This is a genomic window from Nonomuraea sp. NPDC050202 (genome assembly GCF_040656115.1).
GTDB lineage: Bacteria > Actinomycetota > Actinomycetes > Streptosporangiales > Streptosporangiaceae > Nonomuraea.
This window is the reverse complement of the sequence record NZ_JBFALF010000014.1, coordinates 104,542-118,390: the sequence shown is the minus strand read 5'-3', so window position 1 is coordinate 118,390 and position 13,849 is coordinate 104,542. Positions and strand designations below refer to the sequence as shown.

General features: G+C 70.6%; 16 protein-coding genes. 5 read left to right on the top strand and 11 right to left on the bottom strand.

The window, feature by feature from the left end:
• Nucleotides 1-6: 6 nt before the first annotated feature.
• From AB0I79_RS31950 to AB0I79_RS31940, 3 genes are read right to left on the bottom strand one after another with little or no spacing between them, the layout of a single operon-like run.
• A complete protein-coding gene (locus AB0I79_RS31950; protein WP_357880768.1) occupies nt 7-984 on the bottom strand; it encodes an NAD(P)-dependent oxidoreductase in 978 nt (325 codons plus the stop codon).
• 54 nt (nt 985-1,038) lie between these two features.
• A complete protein-coding gene (locus AB0I79_RS31945) occupies nt 1,039-1,635 on the bottom strand; it encodes a TetR/AcrR family transcriptional regulator (protein ID WP_357880765.1) in 597 nt (198 codons plus the stop codon).
• Complete coding sequence (locus tag AB0I79_RS31940) at nt 1,632-2,147, bottom strand: GNAT family N-acetyltransferase (protein WP_357880762.1); 516 nt, start codon at nt 2,145-2,147, stop codon at nt 1,632-1,634. The genes AB0I79_RS31945 and AB0I79_RS31940 overlap by 4 nt, the downstream gene beginning before the upstream one ends.
• Before the next feature lie 59 nt (nt 2,148-2,206).
• Here AB0I79_RS31940 and AB0I79_RS31935 point away from each other — a divergent pair, with 59 nt between their 5' ends.
• From AB0I79_RS31935 to AB0I79_RS31920, 4 genes are all read left to right on the top strand, one after another.
• Nucleotides 2,207-2,674, top strand: coding sequence for a helix-turn-helix domain-containing protein (locus AB0I79_RS31935; protein WP_357880759.1), 468 nt, complete (start codon nt 2,207-2,209; stop codon nt 2,672-2,674).
• Nucleotides 2,675-2,712: 38 nt separating this feature from the next.
• On the top strand, nt 2,713-3,513 hold the full coding sequence (locus tag AB0I79_RS31930) for an SURF1 family protein (RefSeq protein WP_357880756.1): 801 nt from the start codon (nt 2,713-2,715) through the stop codon (nt 3,511-3,513).
• Between the two features lie 10 nt (nt 3,514-3,523).
• On the top strand, nt 3,524-4,267 hold the full coding sequence (locus tag AB0I79_RS31925) for a tyrosine-protein phosphatase (protein WP_357880752.1): 744 nt from the start codon (nt 3,524-3,526) through the stop codon (nt 4,265-4,267).
• A gap of 157 nt (nt 4,268-4,424) precedes the next feature.
• On the top strand, nt 4,425-5,621 hold the full coding sequence (locus AB0I79_RS31920) for an amidohydrolase family protein (RefSeq protein ID WP_357880749.1): 1,197 nt from the start codon (nt 4,425-4,427) through the stop codon (nt 5,619-5,621).
• On the opposite strand, the gene AB0I79_RS31915 is transcribed toward AB0I79_RS31920, so the two are convergent.
• The 4 genes from AB0I79_RS31915 to AB0I79_RS31900 form a co-directional block, all read right to left on the bottom strand.
• Nucleotides 5,618-5,965, bottom strand: a complete 348-nt coding sequence (locus tag AB0I79_RS31915; protein ID WP_357880746.1) for a YkvA family protein — start codon at nt 5,963-5,965, stop codon at nt 5,618-5,620. The genes AB0I79_RS31920 and AB0I79_RS31915 overlap by 4 nt on opposite strands.
• A gap of 64 nt (nt 5,966-6,029) precedes the next feature.
• Nucleotides 6,030-7,448, bottom strand: a complete 1,419-nt coding sequence (locus AB0I79_RS31910; RefSeq protein ID WP_357880743.1) for an amidase — start codon at nt 7,446-7,448, stop codon at nt 6,030-6,032.
• A gap of 5 nt (nt 7,449-7,453) precedes the next feature.
• Nucleotides 7,454-8,395, bottom strand: coding sequence for an LLM class F420-dependent oxidoreductase (locus tag AB0I79_RS31905; protein ID WP_357880740.1), 942 nt, complete (start codon nt 8,393-8,395; stop codon nt 7,454-7,456).
• A gap of 66 nt (nt 8,396-8,461) precedes the next feature.
• Nucleotides 8,462-9,130 carry a TetR family transcriptional regulator gene (locus AB0I79_RS31900; RefSeq protein ID WP_357880736.1) on the bottom strand — a complete coding sequence of 223 codons (669 nt, stop codon included), beginning with the start codon at nt 9,128-9,130 and terminating at the stop codon, nt 8,462-8,464.
• Between the two features lie 174 nt (nt 9,131-9,304).
• Here AB0I79_RS31900 and AB0I79_RS31895 point away from each other — a divergent pair, with 174 nt between their 5' ends.
• Nucleotides 9,305-10,231 carry a hypothetical protein gene (locus tag AB0I79_RS31895; RefSeq protein ID WP_357880732.1) on the top strand — a complete coding sequence of 309 codons (927 nt, stop codon included), beginning with the start codon at nt 9,305-9,307 and terminating at the stop codon, nt 10,229-10,231.
• 76 nt (nt 10,232-10,307) lie between these two features.
• On the opposite strand, the gene AB0I79_RS31890 is transcribed toward AB0I79_RS31895, so the two are convergent.
• From AB0I79_RS31890 to recR, 4 genes are all read right to left on the bottom strand, one after another.
• Complete coding sequence (locus tag AB0I79_RS31890; RefSeq protein ID WP_357880729.1) at nt 10,308-11,369, bottom strand: aspartate-semialdehyde dehydrogenase; 1,062 nt, start codon at nt 11,367-11,369, stop codon at nt 10,308-10,310.
• Nucleotides 11,366-12,640, bottom strand: a complete 1,275-nt coding sequence (locus AB0I79_RS31885) for an aspartate kinase (protein WP_357880726.1) — start codon at nt 12,638-12,640, stop codon at nt 11,366-11,368. Before AB0I79_RS31885 ends, AB0I79_RS31890 begins: the two co-directional genes overlap by 4 nt.
• Before the next feature lie 84 nt (nt 12,641-12,724).
• On the bottom strand, nt 12,725-13,255 hold the full coding sequence (locus AB0I79_RS31880) for a DUF5063 domain-containing protein (protein ID WP_185111399.1): 531 nt from the start codon (nt 13,253-13,255) through the stop codon (nt 12,725-12,727).
• Nucleotides 13,248-13,847 (bottom strand): recombination mediator RecR, encoded by a 600-nt coding sequence (recR, locus tag AB0I79_RS31875; protein ID WP_357880723.1) that lies wholly within the window; start codon nt 13,845-13,847, stop codon nt 13,248-13,250. Before recR ends, AB0I79_RS31880 begins: the two co-directional genes overlap by 8 nt.
• Nucleotides 13,848-13,849: the final 2 nt, after the last annotated feature.

Genomic DNA, 13,849 nt, shown 5'->3' with positions numbered 1-13,849 from the left:
CCGCCGCTACGCCCTCCACGCGGGCACGTACGCGTGCGCGGGCCGCTCCCCGCGCAGCAGCCGCGCGATGTCCTCCACCAGCGTCTCCGCCAGCTCCTCGCGGCTCTCCCCGGTGGCCTCGCCGAGCCGGGGCGTGAGCACCACGTTCGGCAGCCGGGTCAGGGGATGGGCCCGGTCGAGCCACTCGCCCTCGAAGTGGTCGAGCCCGGCGCCGCCCACCTGGCCCTCGCGCAGCGCGTCGACCAGCGCCCGCAGGTCGTGCAGCGCTCCGCGCGAGGTGTTGAGGTAGATCGACCCCGGCCGCATCGCGCCGAACTCGGTGTAGCCGAACAATCCCCGCGTCTCCTCGGTGAGCGGCACGTGCAAGGAGACCACGTCGGCCTCGGCGAGCAGCCCGGGCAGCGTGTGGGTGGCCTCCGCCACGAACGGGTCGCAGACGATCACCTTCATGCCCAGGCCCTCGCACCGCCAGCGCAGGGCCCTGCCGACCCGGCCCAGGCCGACGATGCCGAACGTGCGCCCGGTCAGCCTGCGACCGCGGTGGCGCTGCGCCGGAGGCACCCTGCTCTGGTGGACGGGAGCGTGGTAGACGCGCCCCCTGCGCACCTCGCGGTCGGCGCTGACGATGTTCCTGCTCACCGCGAACAGCAGCGCGAGCGTCAGCTCGGCCACCGCCTCGGAGTCGCGCTCGGGGGCGTGCAGGACGGTCACCCCGCGCTCGGCCGCCAGCCTCAGATCCACGCTCGCCGGCGGGCCCATGCTGGCCACGACGTCCAGGTGCAGGCCGAGCACCGACGTGCGCACCTGGTCGCCGTCGGTGATGAGCACGGTCGCGCCGGTCTCGATGACCAGGTCGGCCAGCTGCTCGTCGGTGAAGCCGAGGCTCGGTCGTGCGGGAACCTCGGTCAGCTCGGCGATCTCACCCAGGCGGGCGAGCGCGCGCTCCGGCAAGGTGGGCAGCACCAGCGCCCGAGGTCGTCTCACATTTGGACAATAACACCACAGACGGTGCTCAGATCATCGCTCCCCGCGCAGGGTTCATTCCGCCCGCTGGCGCAGGCTCTGCCAGGCCGCCTCGCCCAGCCCCTTGATCTCCTCCTCCGTCGGCGTGTGCGCCCCCGCGAACCACAACCGGCACATCTCCTGCGCAGGGCCGAGCCACAGCACGTAACACATGGTCGCGTGGACGGGCTGGAGCCGGCCGTTCTTCATGTGCGGCCGCCACCAGTCGGAGACCTGGCGGAAGAACGCGCGACGCGCCTCCGCCACCTCCGCGCCGCCCGGCTCGTGCTTGCGCGGCGGACGCTCGCTGATGAGCAGCCTGGCCCGCTCGGGGTGCTCGCCCGCCCACCGCATGTGGAAGGCGACGATGGCCTCGATGCCGGCGCGGGCGTCCTCGTGGCGGACCAGCTCGGCGAGGAAGTTGGCCTGGTAGGAGTCGAGGATCTCGCCGTACAGCACGCCGAAGACGTGCTCCTTGCTGGCGAAGTGGTGGTAGAAGCTGCCGACGCTGACGCCGCTTTCCTCACGGAGGCTGGCCAGGGTGGTGGCGGAGACGCCGTCCTGGCTGAAACGGCGGAGGGCGCCCTCGATGATGCGTGTGCGGCCGTCGCGTCCGTTCTTGACACTCTTCACACTGTCAATGGTGTGGCACCAGAACCTTGTTCCGCAAATAGGCCAGCCTGATCGATCATAGCGGTTACCTCGACCGACCCGGAAGCCACCGTCATCGTGGCGTCCGGCCAGAGCCGCCGGATGAGCCTGAGCACGCGCCGGTTCTCGCCCAGGACGTCCATGCCCACGGTCCTGGCACCGCGCACGGAGGCCCGCAGCAGCAGCGTGTCCACCAGCCTCGGCCCCAGGCCGCGGCCCTGCCACTCGTCCGCCACGACCACGGCGATCTCCACGTCGGCGCAGTCGCCCTTGAAGCTCATGGCGTGGCCGACGATCTCACCGCACTCCGTGGTCGCCACGAGCGCGTCGCGGCGTTCGTCCACCGACAGCAGTACCCGGACGAGGCCGGCGGCGGGCTTGGAGACGCCGGTGAAGAACCGGAGCGTCTGCGTGTGCAGCGACAGGCCGGCCAGGAAGCGTCTGATCCGCTCCTCGTCGTCGGGACGGGCCGGGCGGATCTGGGTTCCCTGCATAGACCCAGCCTGCTCCTCGACGGCTGAGTCTGTCAACTGAACTCAGGTATAATGCAAAAATGAACGTTCCCTTCCGGGTGAACAACTGCTCGATCGAGCGCACCCTGGACATCGTCGGGGAGAAGTGGACCTTCCTGGTGCTGCGCGAGGCGTTCAGCGGCGTGCGGAGGTTCGCCGACATGCAGGCGATCACCGGCGCCCCCCGCCAGGTGCTCAGCGCGCGCCTGGCCCGGCTGGTCGACGAGGGCCTGCTGCGCAAGGAGCCGTACCGCGAGCCGGGGCAGCGGCAGCGCGACGAGTACCGGCTCACCGAGAAGGGCCGCGACCTCTATCCCCTGCTGGTCGCGCTCATGCACTGGGGCGACAAGCACCTGACGGGCGACGAGGGCCCGCCGGTGATCCTCACCCACCGCGACTGCGGCGCCCCCATCGAGCTGCGCTTCCGCTGCGTGGACGGCCACGAGGTGGGCGGGCCGCGCGAGGTCACGCCCGTTCCCGGGGAAGGTGCCGACGTCCGGAGCGCCTGAGTGCGGGACCACCGGTGGCGGTGCCTAACCTGGAAGGCGTGTACCGGTTCCTGCTGACGCCCAGATGGCTCGCGCTCCACGTGGTGGTGCTCCTGGTCATCCCCGCCTTCGTGTTCCTCGGGCGCTGGCAGTTCGGGCGGTTCGAGGAGCGTTCGGCCAACAGCGAGCGGGTGACCGCCAACATCGAGGCCGCGCCCGTGCCACTGGAGCGGCTGGCGAGCGCGGGCCGGCAGGTCGAGGAGGACGACCGGTTCCGGCGCGTCACGGTCGCCGGCACGTACGACGCGGCCCACGAGCTCGTCGTCCGCCGCCGCCCCCAGGAGGGACGCAACGGCTACTACGTGCTGACCCCCCTGGTCACCGGTGGCGGCACGGGCGTGCTCGTCAACCGGGGCTGGGTGCCCGCCGGGGCCACCGCCGACGCCGCGCCCGAGGTGCCCGCCGCGCCCACCGGGCAGGTAACTGTAACGGGGCGGCTACGCCCCAGCGAGACCGAGGAGAACAGCGGCATCACCGACCGCCCCGGCCTGCCTGCCGGCCAGGTGCTCCTCATCGACGCCGGCAAGATCGGGCAGGGCCTGCCCTACCGCCTCGTGGGCGGCTACGTCGAGCTGACCGAGCAGCAGCCCAGGCCCGCTTCGGCGCCCGCGCCGGTGCCCGAGCCCGACGTCGGCGCGGGAGGCGGGCTCAACCTGGCGTACGGCGTGCAGTGGTGGCTGTTCATCGGCATCGCGGTCGGCGGCTGGGTACTGCTGATCCGGCGCGAGCTCGCGGAGCGGAAAACGCAGGGGGCCAAGGAGACAGCTGGGGTCCCGGAGGCGAAGACCCCCGCCAATTAGTCTGTTAAGGGTGATCCGCCACATCGAGTTCACCAATCTCTGCAACTTCCGCGACGTAGGCGGCTATGCCGCCGGCGACGGGCGCACCGTCAGATGGCAGCGGCTCTACCGGGCCGACTCACTGGGCTGGCTGACCGGAGCCGACCTGACGGCCTTCCGGGCGCTGCGCGTGCGCAGCGTCATCGACCTGCGCCACCCGTACGAGGTCGAGAAGGCCGGACGGGTCCCCGAGTCCGAGGGCCAGCACTACCAGAACCTGCCCATCGAAGGGCGCCGCTGGGACACCGGCGCCTTCAGCGAGGAGCTGGGCGTCGCCCGCTACCTCGCCGACCGCTACCTGGAGGTCACCGAGGACGGCGTCGAGAACCTCAGGACCGCCCTGGAGACCATCACGCGGGCCGACAACGCGCCCGTGGTCGTGCACTGCGCGGCAGGCAAGGACCGTACGGGAGTGCTCACCGCGCTCGTCCTGTCGCTGGCGGGGGTGAGCCAGGACGACATCGTGGCGGACTACGCGCTCACCGGCCTGGCCACCGAGCGCTTCGTCGCCGACTGGACGAGGCGGCACCCCGACGCGCCCCTGTGGCCGGGGTTCGGGCTCGCGCCCGCCGAGGCCATGCGGCTCTTCCTCACCGACCTCACGGCCCGGCACGGCTCCGTCGAGGGCTACGTCAGGGAGGTTCTCGGGCTCTCCCCCGCGGCAATCTCCGAACTCCGCGGACATTTGCTGACTGAACAGGCACCGCCGGGGTAGTGGGCGTGCGGACCCGTCCCTGCGCGAGGCGGGTTCGCCACTCCCGGGATCGCCAGCCATCCCCCTCCCGGCGGTCCCGGGTCAAAAACCCCCTCGGATACCCAACGGATACGTCGCAGCTTGTTCGACGTTATCCCGCCGTCGTACGGTTACCTGCGTGACTACGCCGCTGCTCCCCGACCCTGACCCCAGGCGGCGCGACTATGTGATCATCTCTGCCGACGATCACCTGATCGAGCCTCCCGACCTGTTCGAAGGCCGCCTGCCGGAGAAATACGCCGAGGCCGCGCCGAAGGTAGTCGAGACGGAGGCGGGTCACCAGGTCTGGCGCTACAACGGCGCGACCTACCCGTGCGCCGGCATCGACGTGGGCGCGGGGCTGCCTCGCGAGCAGCGCACGCTCGACCCCGTCAGGTTCGAGCACATGCGCCCCGGCTGCCACGACATCGAGGCCCGCGTCCAGGACATGGACGTCGCCGGCATCTGGGCCGCGCTCTGCTTCCCCGGCATGCTCGCCGGGCAGGCCGGCATGCCGTTCGCCAGGACCCGCGACCAGGAGCTCGGCCTGGCCCTGGTCAAGGCGTGGAACGACTGGCACATCGACGTCTGGGCGGGCACCTACCCCGAGCGCATCATCGGCCTGCAGCTGCCGTGGCTGCCCGACCCCGACGTGGCGGCCAAGGAGATCCGCGCCAACGCCGCCAGGGGCTTCAAGGCCGTCGTCTTCCCTGAGTTCCCCACCCGGCTGCGGCTGCCGTCGATCCACACCGGCCACTGGGATCCGTTCTTCGCCGCCTGCGAGGAGACCGGCACCGTGGTCTGCCTGCACACCGGCGACTCCTCCTGGTCGCCCGTGCCGTCGCCCGACACGCCCATCGAGGCCATCACCACGCTGATGCCGACCAGCGCCATGTTCGCCTGCGCCGACTGGCTCTGGTCCGGCGTGCCGCTGCGCTTCCCCTCGCTGCGCATCCTCATCGTCGAGGGCGGCGTGGGCTGGCTGCCGATGCTGGCCGAGCGCGCCGACTACGCCCTCGACCACCCGGTCGCCGGCGAGGCGTCGTGGGAGGGCGGCATCAAGCCGAGCGAGGTGCTGCGCCGCAACTTCTTCTTCGGCACGCTCGACGACCACGCCCTGTCCGGGGTGCGGCTCGCGGTCGGCCTCGACCACGTGCTCCAGGAGAGCGGCTACCCGCACTCCGACTCGACCTGGCCCGACACCCAGAAGTCGGTGGCCCGCAACCTCGGCACGCTGCCCCCCGCCGACATCGCCAGGGTCGCCTACGGCAACGCCGCCCGGCTCTTCGGGCACCCGCTGCCCTCCCGGGCCTGGCTGCGGATGGAGGAGATCTAACCCTCTTCCAGCCTGGCCTGGATCACGTGGCGCTCGTGCTCGACGTACCGCCCGCTCTCGCCGAGCAGCGAGGCCATCAGCCACAGGAAGACGCCGAAGTCGTCGGCGACGCCGATCAGCATGAGGAAGTCGGGCACGACGTCGATCGGCGAGATGAGGTAGACCACGCCGAGGCCGAGCATGGCCAGCTTGCCCTTGCCCATGCCGGCGTACTCGCCGCGCATCACCGCGCCCGCCATCCGCGGGATCGCCCTGAGCCTGGTCGTCAGTTTGGGCGACCCGGGCTTGGTCACCTCGCGGTAGGTCCGCCATGCCGCCGCTGCCCGTGCTGCCTTCGCCATCATGTCGATCCCCCTACCCCCGGCTTTTCACGACATAACGCGTCGCCGGGGGTAGGAGTTCCCTACGTCACGGCATGGCAAGGTGCTCGAACGGCCTGACCTGCTCGATCTGTGCCGCCACCCGTACCAGGAGATCCTCCCGGCCGGCCGCGGCCACGAGCTGCACGCCCACCGGAAGGCCCGCCGCGGTCCTGTGCAGCGGCAGCGACACGGCGGGCTGACCCGTCGCGTTGACCGGCGAGGTGAAGCTCACCGCGTGCGCGGTGCGGCCGAAGGCGATGCTGAGGTCGTCGGGCGGGATCCAGCCCAGCGGGAACGGCGCCACCCCCAGCGACGGCATCAGCAGCAGGTCGTGGCCCTCGTCCCACCAGGCGGCCATGCGGCGGCGGAAACCGTCCACCCACTGCAGGGACCTGATGTGGTCGGGGGCGCTGCGCCCGCGCCCCGCCCGCACCATGGCGGCGTTGCGCGGCTCCAGCTCCTCCAGCTCCACGGGCTTGCCGCGCAGCTCGCTCAGCGCCGCGACGTGCGCGGCCAGGTTGTCGGCCACGATCGCGCCGAAGTGAAGGGGGAAGTCGGCCTCGGCCAGCGCGCGCGGGCCGCCGGGGGCGACGTCGTGGCCGAGCGACTCCAGCAGCGCGGCGGCCCCGGTGACGGCCTCGGTCAGCTCGGGCGTCTCCGGCACGTCGCCCCTGGGATGCGTGGTCAGGAACCCGATCCGCAGCCTGCCGGGATCCCGGCCCGCCTCGCCGGCGAGCCTGCCGGGCAGGGGCGGCGCGCCGTACGGGTCGCCGGAGCGCATGCCCTCGACGGCGTCGAGCGCCGCGGCCGTGTCACGCACGCTCCTGGTGACGAACCCCGGGCACGAGAACCCGCTCCACCCCTCGCCCATCGCCGGCCCCAGGCTCACGCGCCCGCGCGTCGGCTTGAGCCCCACCAGGCCGCACAGGGACGCCGGGATGCGGATCGACCCGCCGCCGTCGCTCGCGGTGGCCAGCGCGACCATCCCGGCCGCCACCGCCGCCGCCGAGCCGCCGCTGGATCCGCCCGCCGAGTACGCCGGGTCGTACGGGTTGCGCGTCGGCCCGAACGCCACCGGCTCCGTGCTGATCGTGCTGCCGAACTCGGGCGTGTTCGTCCGCCCGAGCAGCACGAACCCGGCCTCGCGCAGCCGTACGACGCCGTACCCGTCAGCGGCGTCCACCAGCCCGTCACGGACGGCGGAGCCCGCGCTGTACGGCTCCCCGGCCTCCCGCCAGCCCAGGTCCTTGAGCAGGATCGGCACCCCGCGGAAGGGCGCGTCGGCCGGGATCGCGTCGATCTCGGCCAGCGCGCGCTCGAAGCGGCGGTGGATGACGGCGTTCAGCTCCCCGTCGGCGGCCTCGATGCGGGCGATCGCGGCCTCGGCCAGCTCCCGGGCCGACACCTGGCCGTTCCTGACCGCCTCGGCCTGGCCGACGGCGTCCATCCTCAGCACCTCGTGCATGGCCGTCACCTCTCCGGAGCGAGCTCGCGTACCGCCTGGTCGATGGGGACGTCTCCGCCCGGGATGGGGGCGAGGACCGGGGTGTCGAGCCCGTTGGCCATGTACTCCTTGATCCGGGCCCGGCAGGTGGCGGCGTCGCCGTGCACGATCAGCGCGTCCACCACCTCGTCGGGGATGGCCTTGAGCGCGGCCTGCCGGTCGCCGGCCGCCCAGGCTTCGTGCATGGGGCGCAGCACCTCGCCGCGGCCCAGCCAGTCGTGGAAGGCCGCGTACACCGGGACGGTCAGGTAGCTGGCCAGCATCCACCGGGCGGTCTCGCGGACGCGCTCGGTGTCGGTGTCCACGCAGACGAACAGGCGGGCGATCAGCTCGGTGTCCGGGCCGATCTCGGCGCGCACCTTGCGCACGTCGTCGGGCGAGAGCCAGTTCGTGATGGCCCCGTCGGCCTCCGCCGCGGCCAGGCGCAACATCCTGGGACGCAGCGCCGCCAGCACGATCTTCGGCGGCGTCTTCGGGGCCCGCTCCAGCTTGAAGCCCTTGATCTCGAACGTCTCGTACGCCTGCGAGACCTTCTCCCCCGCCAGCGCCTGCTTCAGGAAGCGCAGCGTGTCGCGGGTACGCGCGTACGGCTTGTCGAACGTGCCCGCGTTCCACCGCTCGACGATCGCCGGCGAGGAGGCCCCGATGCCCAGCACGAACCGTCCGGGCGCCAGGTCCGCCAGCGTGGCCGCCGACATGGCCAGCAGCCCCGGGCCGCGCGTCGAGACGGGCACGATGGCGCTGCCCAGCCTGGCCTGCGGCGCCCACTGCGTGGCCAGGGCCAGCGGCACGAACCCGTCCACCCCGTTCACCTCGGCCGACCACAGGTCGGTGTAGCCGAGCCCGGGCAGCTCGGCGATGAGGTCCTGCGACTTGGCCAGCGAGCGGTCGTAGAAGGGAATGGTCATGCCCCAGTTCATGCACGGCCTCCAGATCGTCGGGATACGACCCTACCAACCGACCGGTATGTTCCCCTAGGCCCGCAGCTCGTGAACCGCCGCGATGAAGTCCTTCGTGATCCCCCGCAGCCCCGGCAGGTGCGACAACCCGACGAGCCGGTCCACCAGCGGCACCGTCACCTCGATCAGCCGGTACGTACGCGCGCACCCCGGCGAGGTGTCGTGCACCCAGAACAGCACCATGCCCATGGACAGCAACCACAGCAGCTCGGGCAGCTCCTCACGCAACTCGGCGTTCATCCGGTCGCGCGACCCCTCCACGACCTCCCGGTAGATGGCGATCGACGCCTCGCGGGCGGGTGACGACTGCTTGCTGAACGGGCTCAGCGGGTTGGTCGGCTCGGCCGCGTGCTTGAAGAACTTCACGGCGAACTCGTGGTACGGCTCGGACACGCGCACCCATTCGCGCAGCACCCCGCTCAGCCGGCCCGCGAACGACTCCTCCGTGGCCAGGAACTCCCGGCAGGCCGCCTCGTGCTCTTCCTGGGCGCGGTCGTAGTACGCCTGGATCAGCGCCTCTTTGCTGTCGAAGTAGTAGTAGGCGTTGCCCACCGACACCCCCGCCTCGGCGGCGATGGCCCGCATCGTGGTCGCGTCGAAGCCGCGCTCCCTGAACAGTCGCAAGGCCGTCTCGACGATGACCTCTCGGGTGCTCTCCGATCCTCGGTTTCGGGCTTCGGACACGTTCGTCACTTTACGTCGTCGAGCGAGGTTAGGTCATGGAGCCGCACGGTGATCACCGCCACAAGGCAAAGTCGTCCCCGCGGCACGAGTTATCTCCTGTGAAAGGTGGGATTGTCGTTTCAGGCGGAAGGGCTATTTCCGCGAAAAGGCATCGACATGTGGATACGTGGAACAGTGCGGCTGATCATCGTCGCGCTCCTCGGCATTGAGATCACCATAATCGCGCTGGCCTCGGCCGCCTCCGCCGCCACCCACCCCGAAGGGTCACCGGCGCGGAGCGGCCTGTACGAGGGCCTGCCCGTGTACGAGCCCGTACCGTCCGCGGCCGAGATCCTCTCGGACGCGTACGACATGGGGCCGTACCCGTGGGCGTACGACGAGCCCATGCTCTCGGACATGAGCGACTGGCCGGAGATGGACGCCCAGTGGCCGCTGGACGCCGCCGATCAGGCCCAGGTGGCCGTCGCGGATCAGGACGAGGTGGTCCGCGGGCGCAGGGCCGACGACGCCGCCGCCTCGAAGGCCGAGCGGGCCGGGCGGGCCGGGCAGGCCGGGCGGGCCGGAAGGTCCGGGGCGCGGGAAGCGGCCACGAAGGCGCTGAAGAGCCCCGTACGCACCGGGGTGGCCCGGATGCCGCAGGCACGCCCGCACGCCGCTCTCAAGCGCGCTCAGGTCGATCTGACGCGGGCCCTGCCGAGGAAGGCCGCCATGCGGATGTCCCACGCGACCGCGAACGGGTGGCTGAGGAGCGCGGGGCTGCGCACGCAGTCCACCGGCAACTGCACCAGCAAGCACATGCACCACTGCACGTCGCTGGATCGGGTGCGGACCGGGACGATCGCCAAGGCCATCAAGCTGAAACAGAGAAGCGGCTGCCCGATCATGGTGACCGGCGGCACCGAGCGGGGCCACGCGCCCGGCCACTTCAGCCACGGGAACGGCTACAAGCTCGACATCTCCCACAACGCCTGCATCGACCGGCACATCATGAAAAATCATGAAAGGGCCGGGGTACGCAGCGACGGGGCCAGGATCTACAAGTCGAAGTCGGGCACGACGTTCTTCGACGAGGGCGACCACTGGGACATCCTGTTCAGGTGACAGGGCCACGGCGCGCACCCGTGAAAAAGGTGTGACGCCGCGCAGGACGCACGACGCCACACCCTTCGGCTGAGGATCAGAACTCGGCAGCCACCAGCTCGGCGATCTCCGCCGCGTTGAGCGCCGCCCCCTTGCGCAGGTTGTCACCGCACACGAACAGGTCGAGCGTGTTCGGGAAGTCGATCGCCTGGCGGACGCGGCCCACGTACGTCGGGTCGTTGCCCACCACGTCGAGAGGCGTCGGCCAGATCCCGTTCTCGGGGTCGTCCATGAGGACCACCGTCGGAGCCGCCTCCAGGATGCGGTGCGCGTCGGCGACCGTGATCTCACGCGCGAAGCGCGCGTGCACGGCCAGCGAGTGCGTCGTGACCACCGGCACGCGGACGCAGGTCGCGGAGACCTTCAGGTCGGGAATGCCGAGGATCTTGCGGGACTCGTTGCGGAGCTTGAGCTCCTCCGAGGCCCAGCCGTCGCCCTTGTTGGACCCGGCCCACGGCACCACGTTGAACGCGATGGGCGCGGGGAACGGCGACTCCTCGGGCAGCTTGTTGGCCAGCACCTTGCGCACGTCACCGGCGCTCTGACCGACCGTACGGTCACCGGCCAGCGCCTCGATCTCGTCGTACAGCCGCGCGGACCCCGCCACCCCGGCGCCGGAGACCGCCTGGTAGGAGGCGACGACCAGCTCGGTGAGCGTGAACTCGGCGTGCAGCGCCCCCATGGCCGCCATCATCGACAGCGTCGTGCAGTTGGGGGTCGAGATGATGCCCCGCGGCCTGTCGCGCGCGTCGAGCGGGTTGACCTCGGGCACGACCAGCGGGACGTCCGGCTCCATGCGGAACGTGCCGGACTTGTCGACGACGACCGCGCCGCGGCCGGCCGCGATCGGCACCCATTCGGCCGACACCTCGTCGGGCACGTCGAAGATGGCGATGTCGATGCCGTCGAACACCTCGGGCGCCAGGGCCTGCACGACGACGTCCTCGCCGCGCACCCGCAGCACCTTGCCCGCCGAGCGCGCGGAGGCGACGAGACGGATCTCGCCCCAGATGTCCTCACGCGAGGACACGATGTCGCGCATGACGGTGCCCACGGCGCCGGTCGCGCCGATCAGGGCCAGACTGGGCCTCTTGCTCATCGTCCTGAACCTCCGTACACCACGGCTTCGACCTGGTCGGCGTCGAGATCGAAGGCGCGGTGCGCGGCCGCCACGGCCGCGTCGACGCCGTCCTGCTCGACGATCACTGAGATGCGGATCTCCGAGGTGGAGATCATCTCGATGTTGACCCCCGCGTCGGCGAGGGCCGCGAAGAACGTCGCCGTGACGCCGGGGTGCGAGCGCATGCCCGCGCCGATCAGCGACACCTTCCCGATCTGGTCGTCGAACAGCAGCGACTCGAAACCGATCCGGGGCTGGATCTTCTTCAGCGACGTCAGCGCCGTCTGGCTGTCGGCCGTGGGCAGCGTGAACGAGATGTCCGTGCGACCCGTGGCGGCGGCCGAGACGTTCTGCACGATCATGTCAATGTTGATCTCGGCGTCGGCCAGCGTTTTGAAGATCGTGGCAGCCTCGCCGACCTTGTCGGGCACCCCGACAACAGTGATCTTGGCCTCGCTCCGGTCGTGCGCGACGCCGGAGATGATCGGCTGCTCCATCTCGGTTCCTTCGGTGTAAGGGTCGGAGACGACCCACGTGCCTTCCTTGGTGCTGAACGAGCTGCGTACGTGGATCGGCAGGTTGAACCGTCGAGCGTATTCGACGCAGCGCAGATGCAGGATCTTCGCCCCGCACGCGGCCATCTCCATCATCTCGTCGTAGGAGATCCTGGGGATCTGCTGCGCCGCGGGCACGATACGCGGGTCGGCGGTGAAGATGCCGTCGACGTCGGTGTAGATCTCACAGACGTCGGCGTCGAGCGCCGCCGCCAGTGCCACGGCCGTGGTGTCGGAGCCACCCCGGCCGAGCGTGGTGATGTCCTTGGTGTCCTGCGAGACACCCTGGAACCCGGCCACGATCGCGATGTGGCCCTGGTCGATCGCCTCCTGGATGCGGCTGGGCGTCACGTCGATGATGCGCGCCTTGCCGTGCGTGGAGTCGGTGATCACACCTGCCTGCGAGCCGGTGAACGAGCGGGCCTCGTGGCCGAGGTTGGCGATCGCCATCGCCAGCAGGGCCATCGAGATGCGCTCGCCCGAAGTCAGCAGCATGTCGAGCTCGCGGCCCGGGGGCAGCGGTGACACCTGCTCGGCCAGGTCGAGCAGCTCGTCGGTCGTGTCGCCCATGGCGGAGACGATCACGACCACGTCGTTGCCGGCTTTTTTCGTCGCGACGATCCGCTGCGCGACCCGCTTGATGCAGGACGCGTCGGCGACGGACGAACCACCGTACTTTTGCACAACGAGCGCCACGAGAGTCTCCCGGTTAGGACTGTGAGCTGCCAGTCTACTGGGGGCCTCTCATGCGCCTGTTGGTTCGTACCACTATGTGGATGATCAGACTGTCGTGGCCTCCTCGGCCACGTCGAGCCTGGAGTGCGCCGCCAGGGCCTGCAGCGCGCGCATCGCGGCGCCCGCGTGGTTGCCCCAGGTGTTGAAGTAGGAGTACTGCCACCACCACAGGGCCTCGTGCGGACGCCCCGCGTGGTAGTGGCGCAGCCCGTGGATGAGGTCGGCGGCCACCGCGGTCAGGTCGTCGGACAGCCGGTACGGCGTGACGCTGGTGTCCTTGTACGGGTCGAACACCTCGGCGTAGTCGTCCACCGCCTCCAGCCGCTCCGCCAGGGCCGTGCGGACCCCGTCGATGTCCGGGTCCTCGCTCATCGGCGGCTCGTAGTTGCCCGCGAGGATGACGTCGCGGTTGGCGCCGAGCTTGGCGCCCGCCAGGCTCATCTGGGCGACCTCCACCAGCAGGATCGACCAGATGGCGTCACCGCCCTCGCCACCCGCCATCCTGGTCAGGCCGTCCACGTAGTTCTGCGCGTGCCCGGAGATCTCTTCCGCCAGGGCGCTCCACTGGTCAGACATCCAGCAGCCTCCGTCCTTCGAACGCGCGGCCCAAGGTGACCTCATCCGCGTACTCGAGATCACCGCCCACAGGCAGACCGCTGGCCAGTCGTGTCACTTTGATGCCCATCGGCTTGACCAGACGGGCGAGGTAGGTAGCCGTCGCCTCACCCTCGAGATTGGGGTCGGTGGCGAGGATGAGCTCGGTGACGCGGCCGTCGGCCAGCCGCGTCATGAGCTCCCGGATGCGCAGGTCGTCGGGGCCGATGCCGTCGATCGGGCTGATCGCGCCGCCGAGCACGTGATAGGTGCCGCGGAACTCGCGCGTCTTCTCGATCGCCACGACGTCCTTCGACTCCTCGACCACGCAGATGACATGCGTGTCGCGGCGGGTGTCGCGGCAGATGCGGCACTCTTCCTCCGCGGCCACGTTTCCGCAGACCCGGCAGAAGCGGACCTTCTCCTTGACCTCCAGCAACGCGTGCGCCAGCCGCTTGACGTCGGCCGGATCTGCCGCCAGCAGGTGGAAGGCGATCCGCTGCGCGCTCTTGGGACCGACGCCGGGCAGCAGGCCCAGCTCGTCGATCAGGTTCTGGACGACCCCCTCGTACATGC

Excerpts from the sequence above, each read along its gene's own strand:
- AB0I79_RS31915 (WP_357880746.1), bottom strand. The coding sequence starts at position 5,965 with ATGATGGCGAAGGCAGCACGGGCAGCGGCGGCATGGCGGACCTACCGC.
- AB0I79_RS31905 (WP_357880740.1), bottom strand. The coding sequence starts at position 8,395 with ATGACCATTCCCTTCTACGACCGCTCGCTGGCCAAGTCGCAGGACCTC.
- recR (WP_357880723.1), bottom strand. The coding sequence starts at position 13,847 with ATGTACGAGGGGGTCGTCCAGAACCTGATCGACGAGCTGGGCCTGCTG.
- AB0I79_RS31890 (WP_357880729.1), bottom strand. The coding sequence starts at position 11,369 with ATGAGCAAGAGGCCCAGTCTGGCCCTGATCGGCGCGACCGGCGCCGTG.
- AB0I79_RS31910 (WP_357880743.1), bottom strand. The coding sequence starts at position 7,448 with ATGCACGAGGTGCTGAGGATGGACGCCGTCGGCCAGGCCGAGGCGGTC.
- AB0I79_RS31935 (WP_357880759.1), top strand. The coding sequence starts at position 2,207 with ATGAACGTTCCCTTCCGGGTGAACAACTGCTCGATCGAGCGCACCCTG.
- AB0I79_RS31940 (WP_357880762.1), bottom strand. The coding sequence starts at position 2,147 with ATGCAGGGAACCCAGATCCGCCCGGCCCGTCCCGACGACGAGGAGCGG.
- AB0I79_RS31880 (WP_185111399.1), bottom strand. The coding sequence starts at position 13,255 with ATGTCTGACCAGTGGAGCGCCCTGGCGGAAGAGATCTCCGGGCACGCG.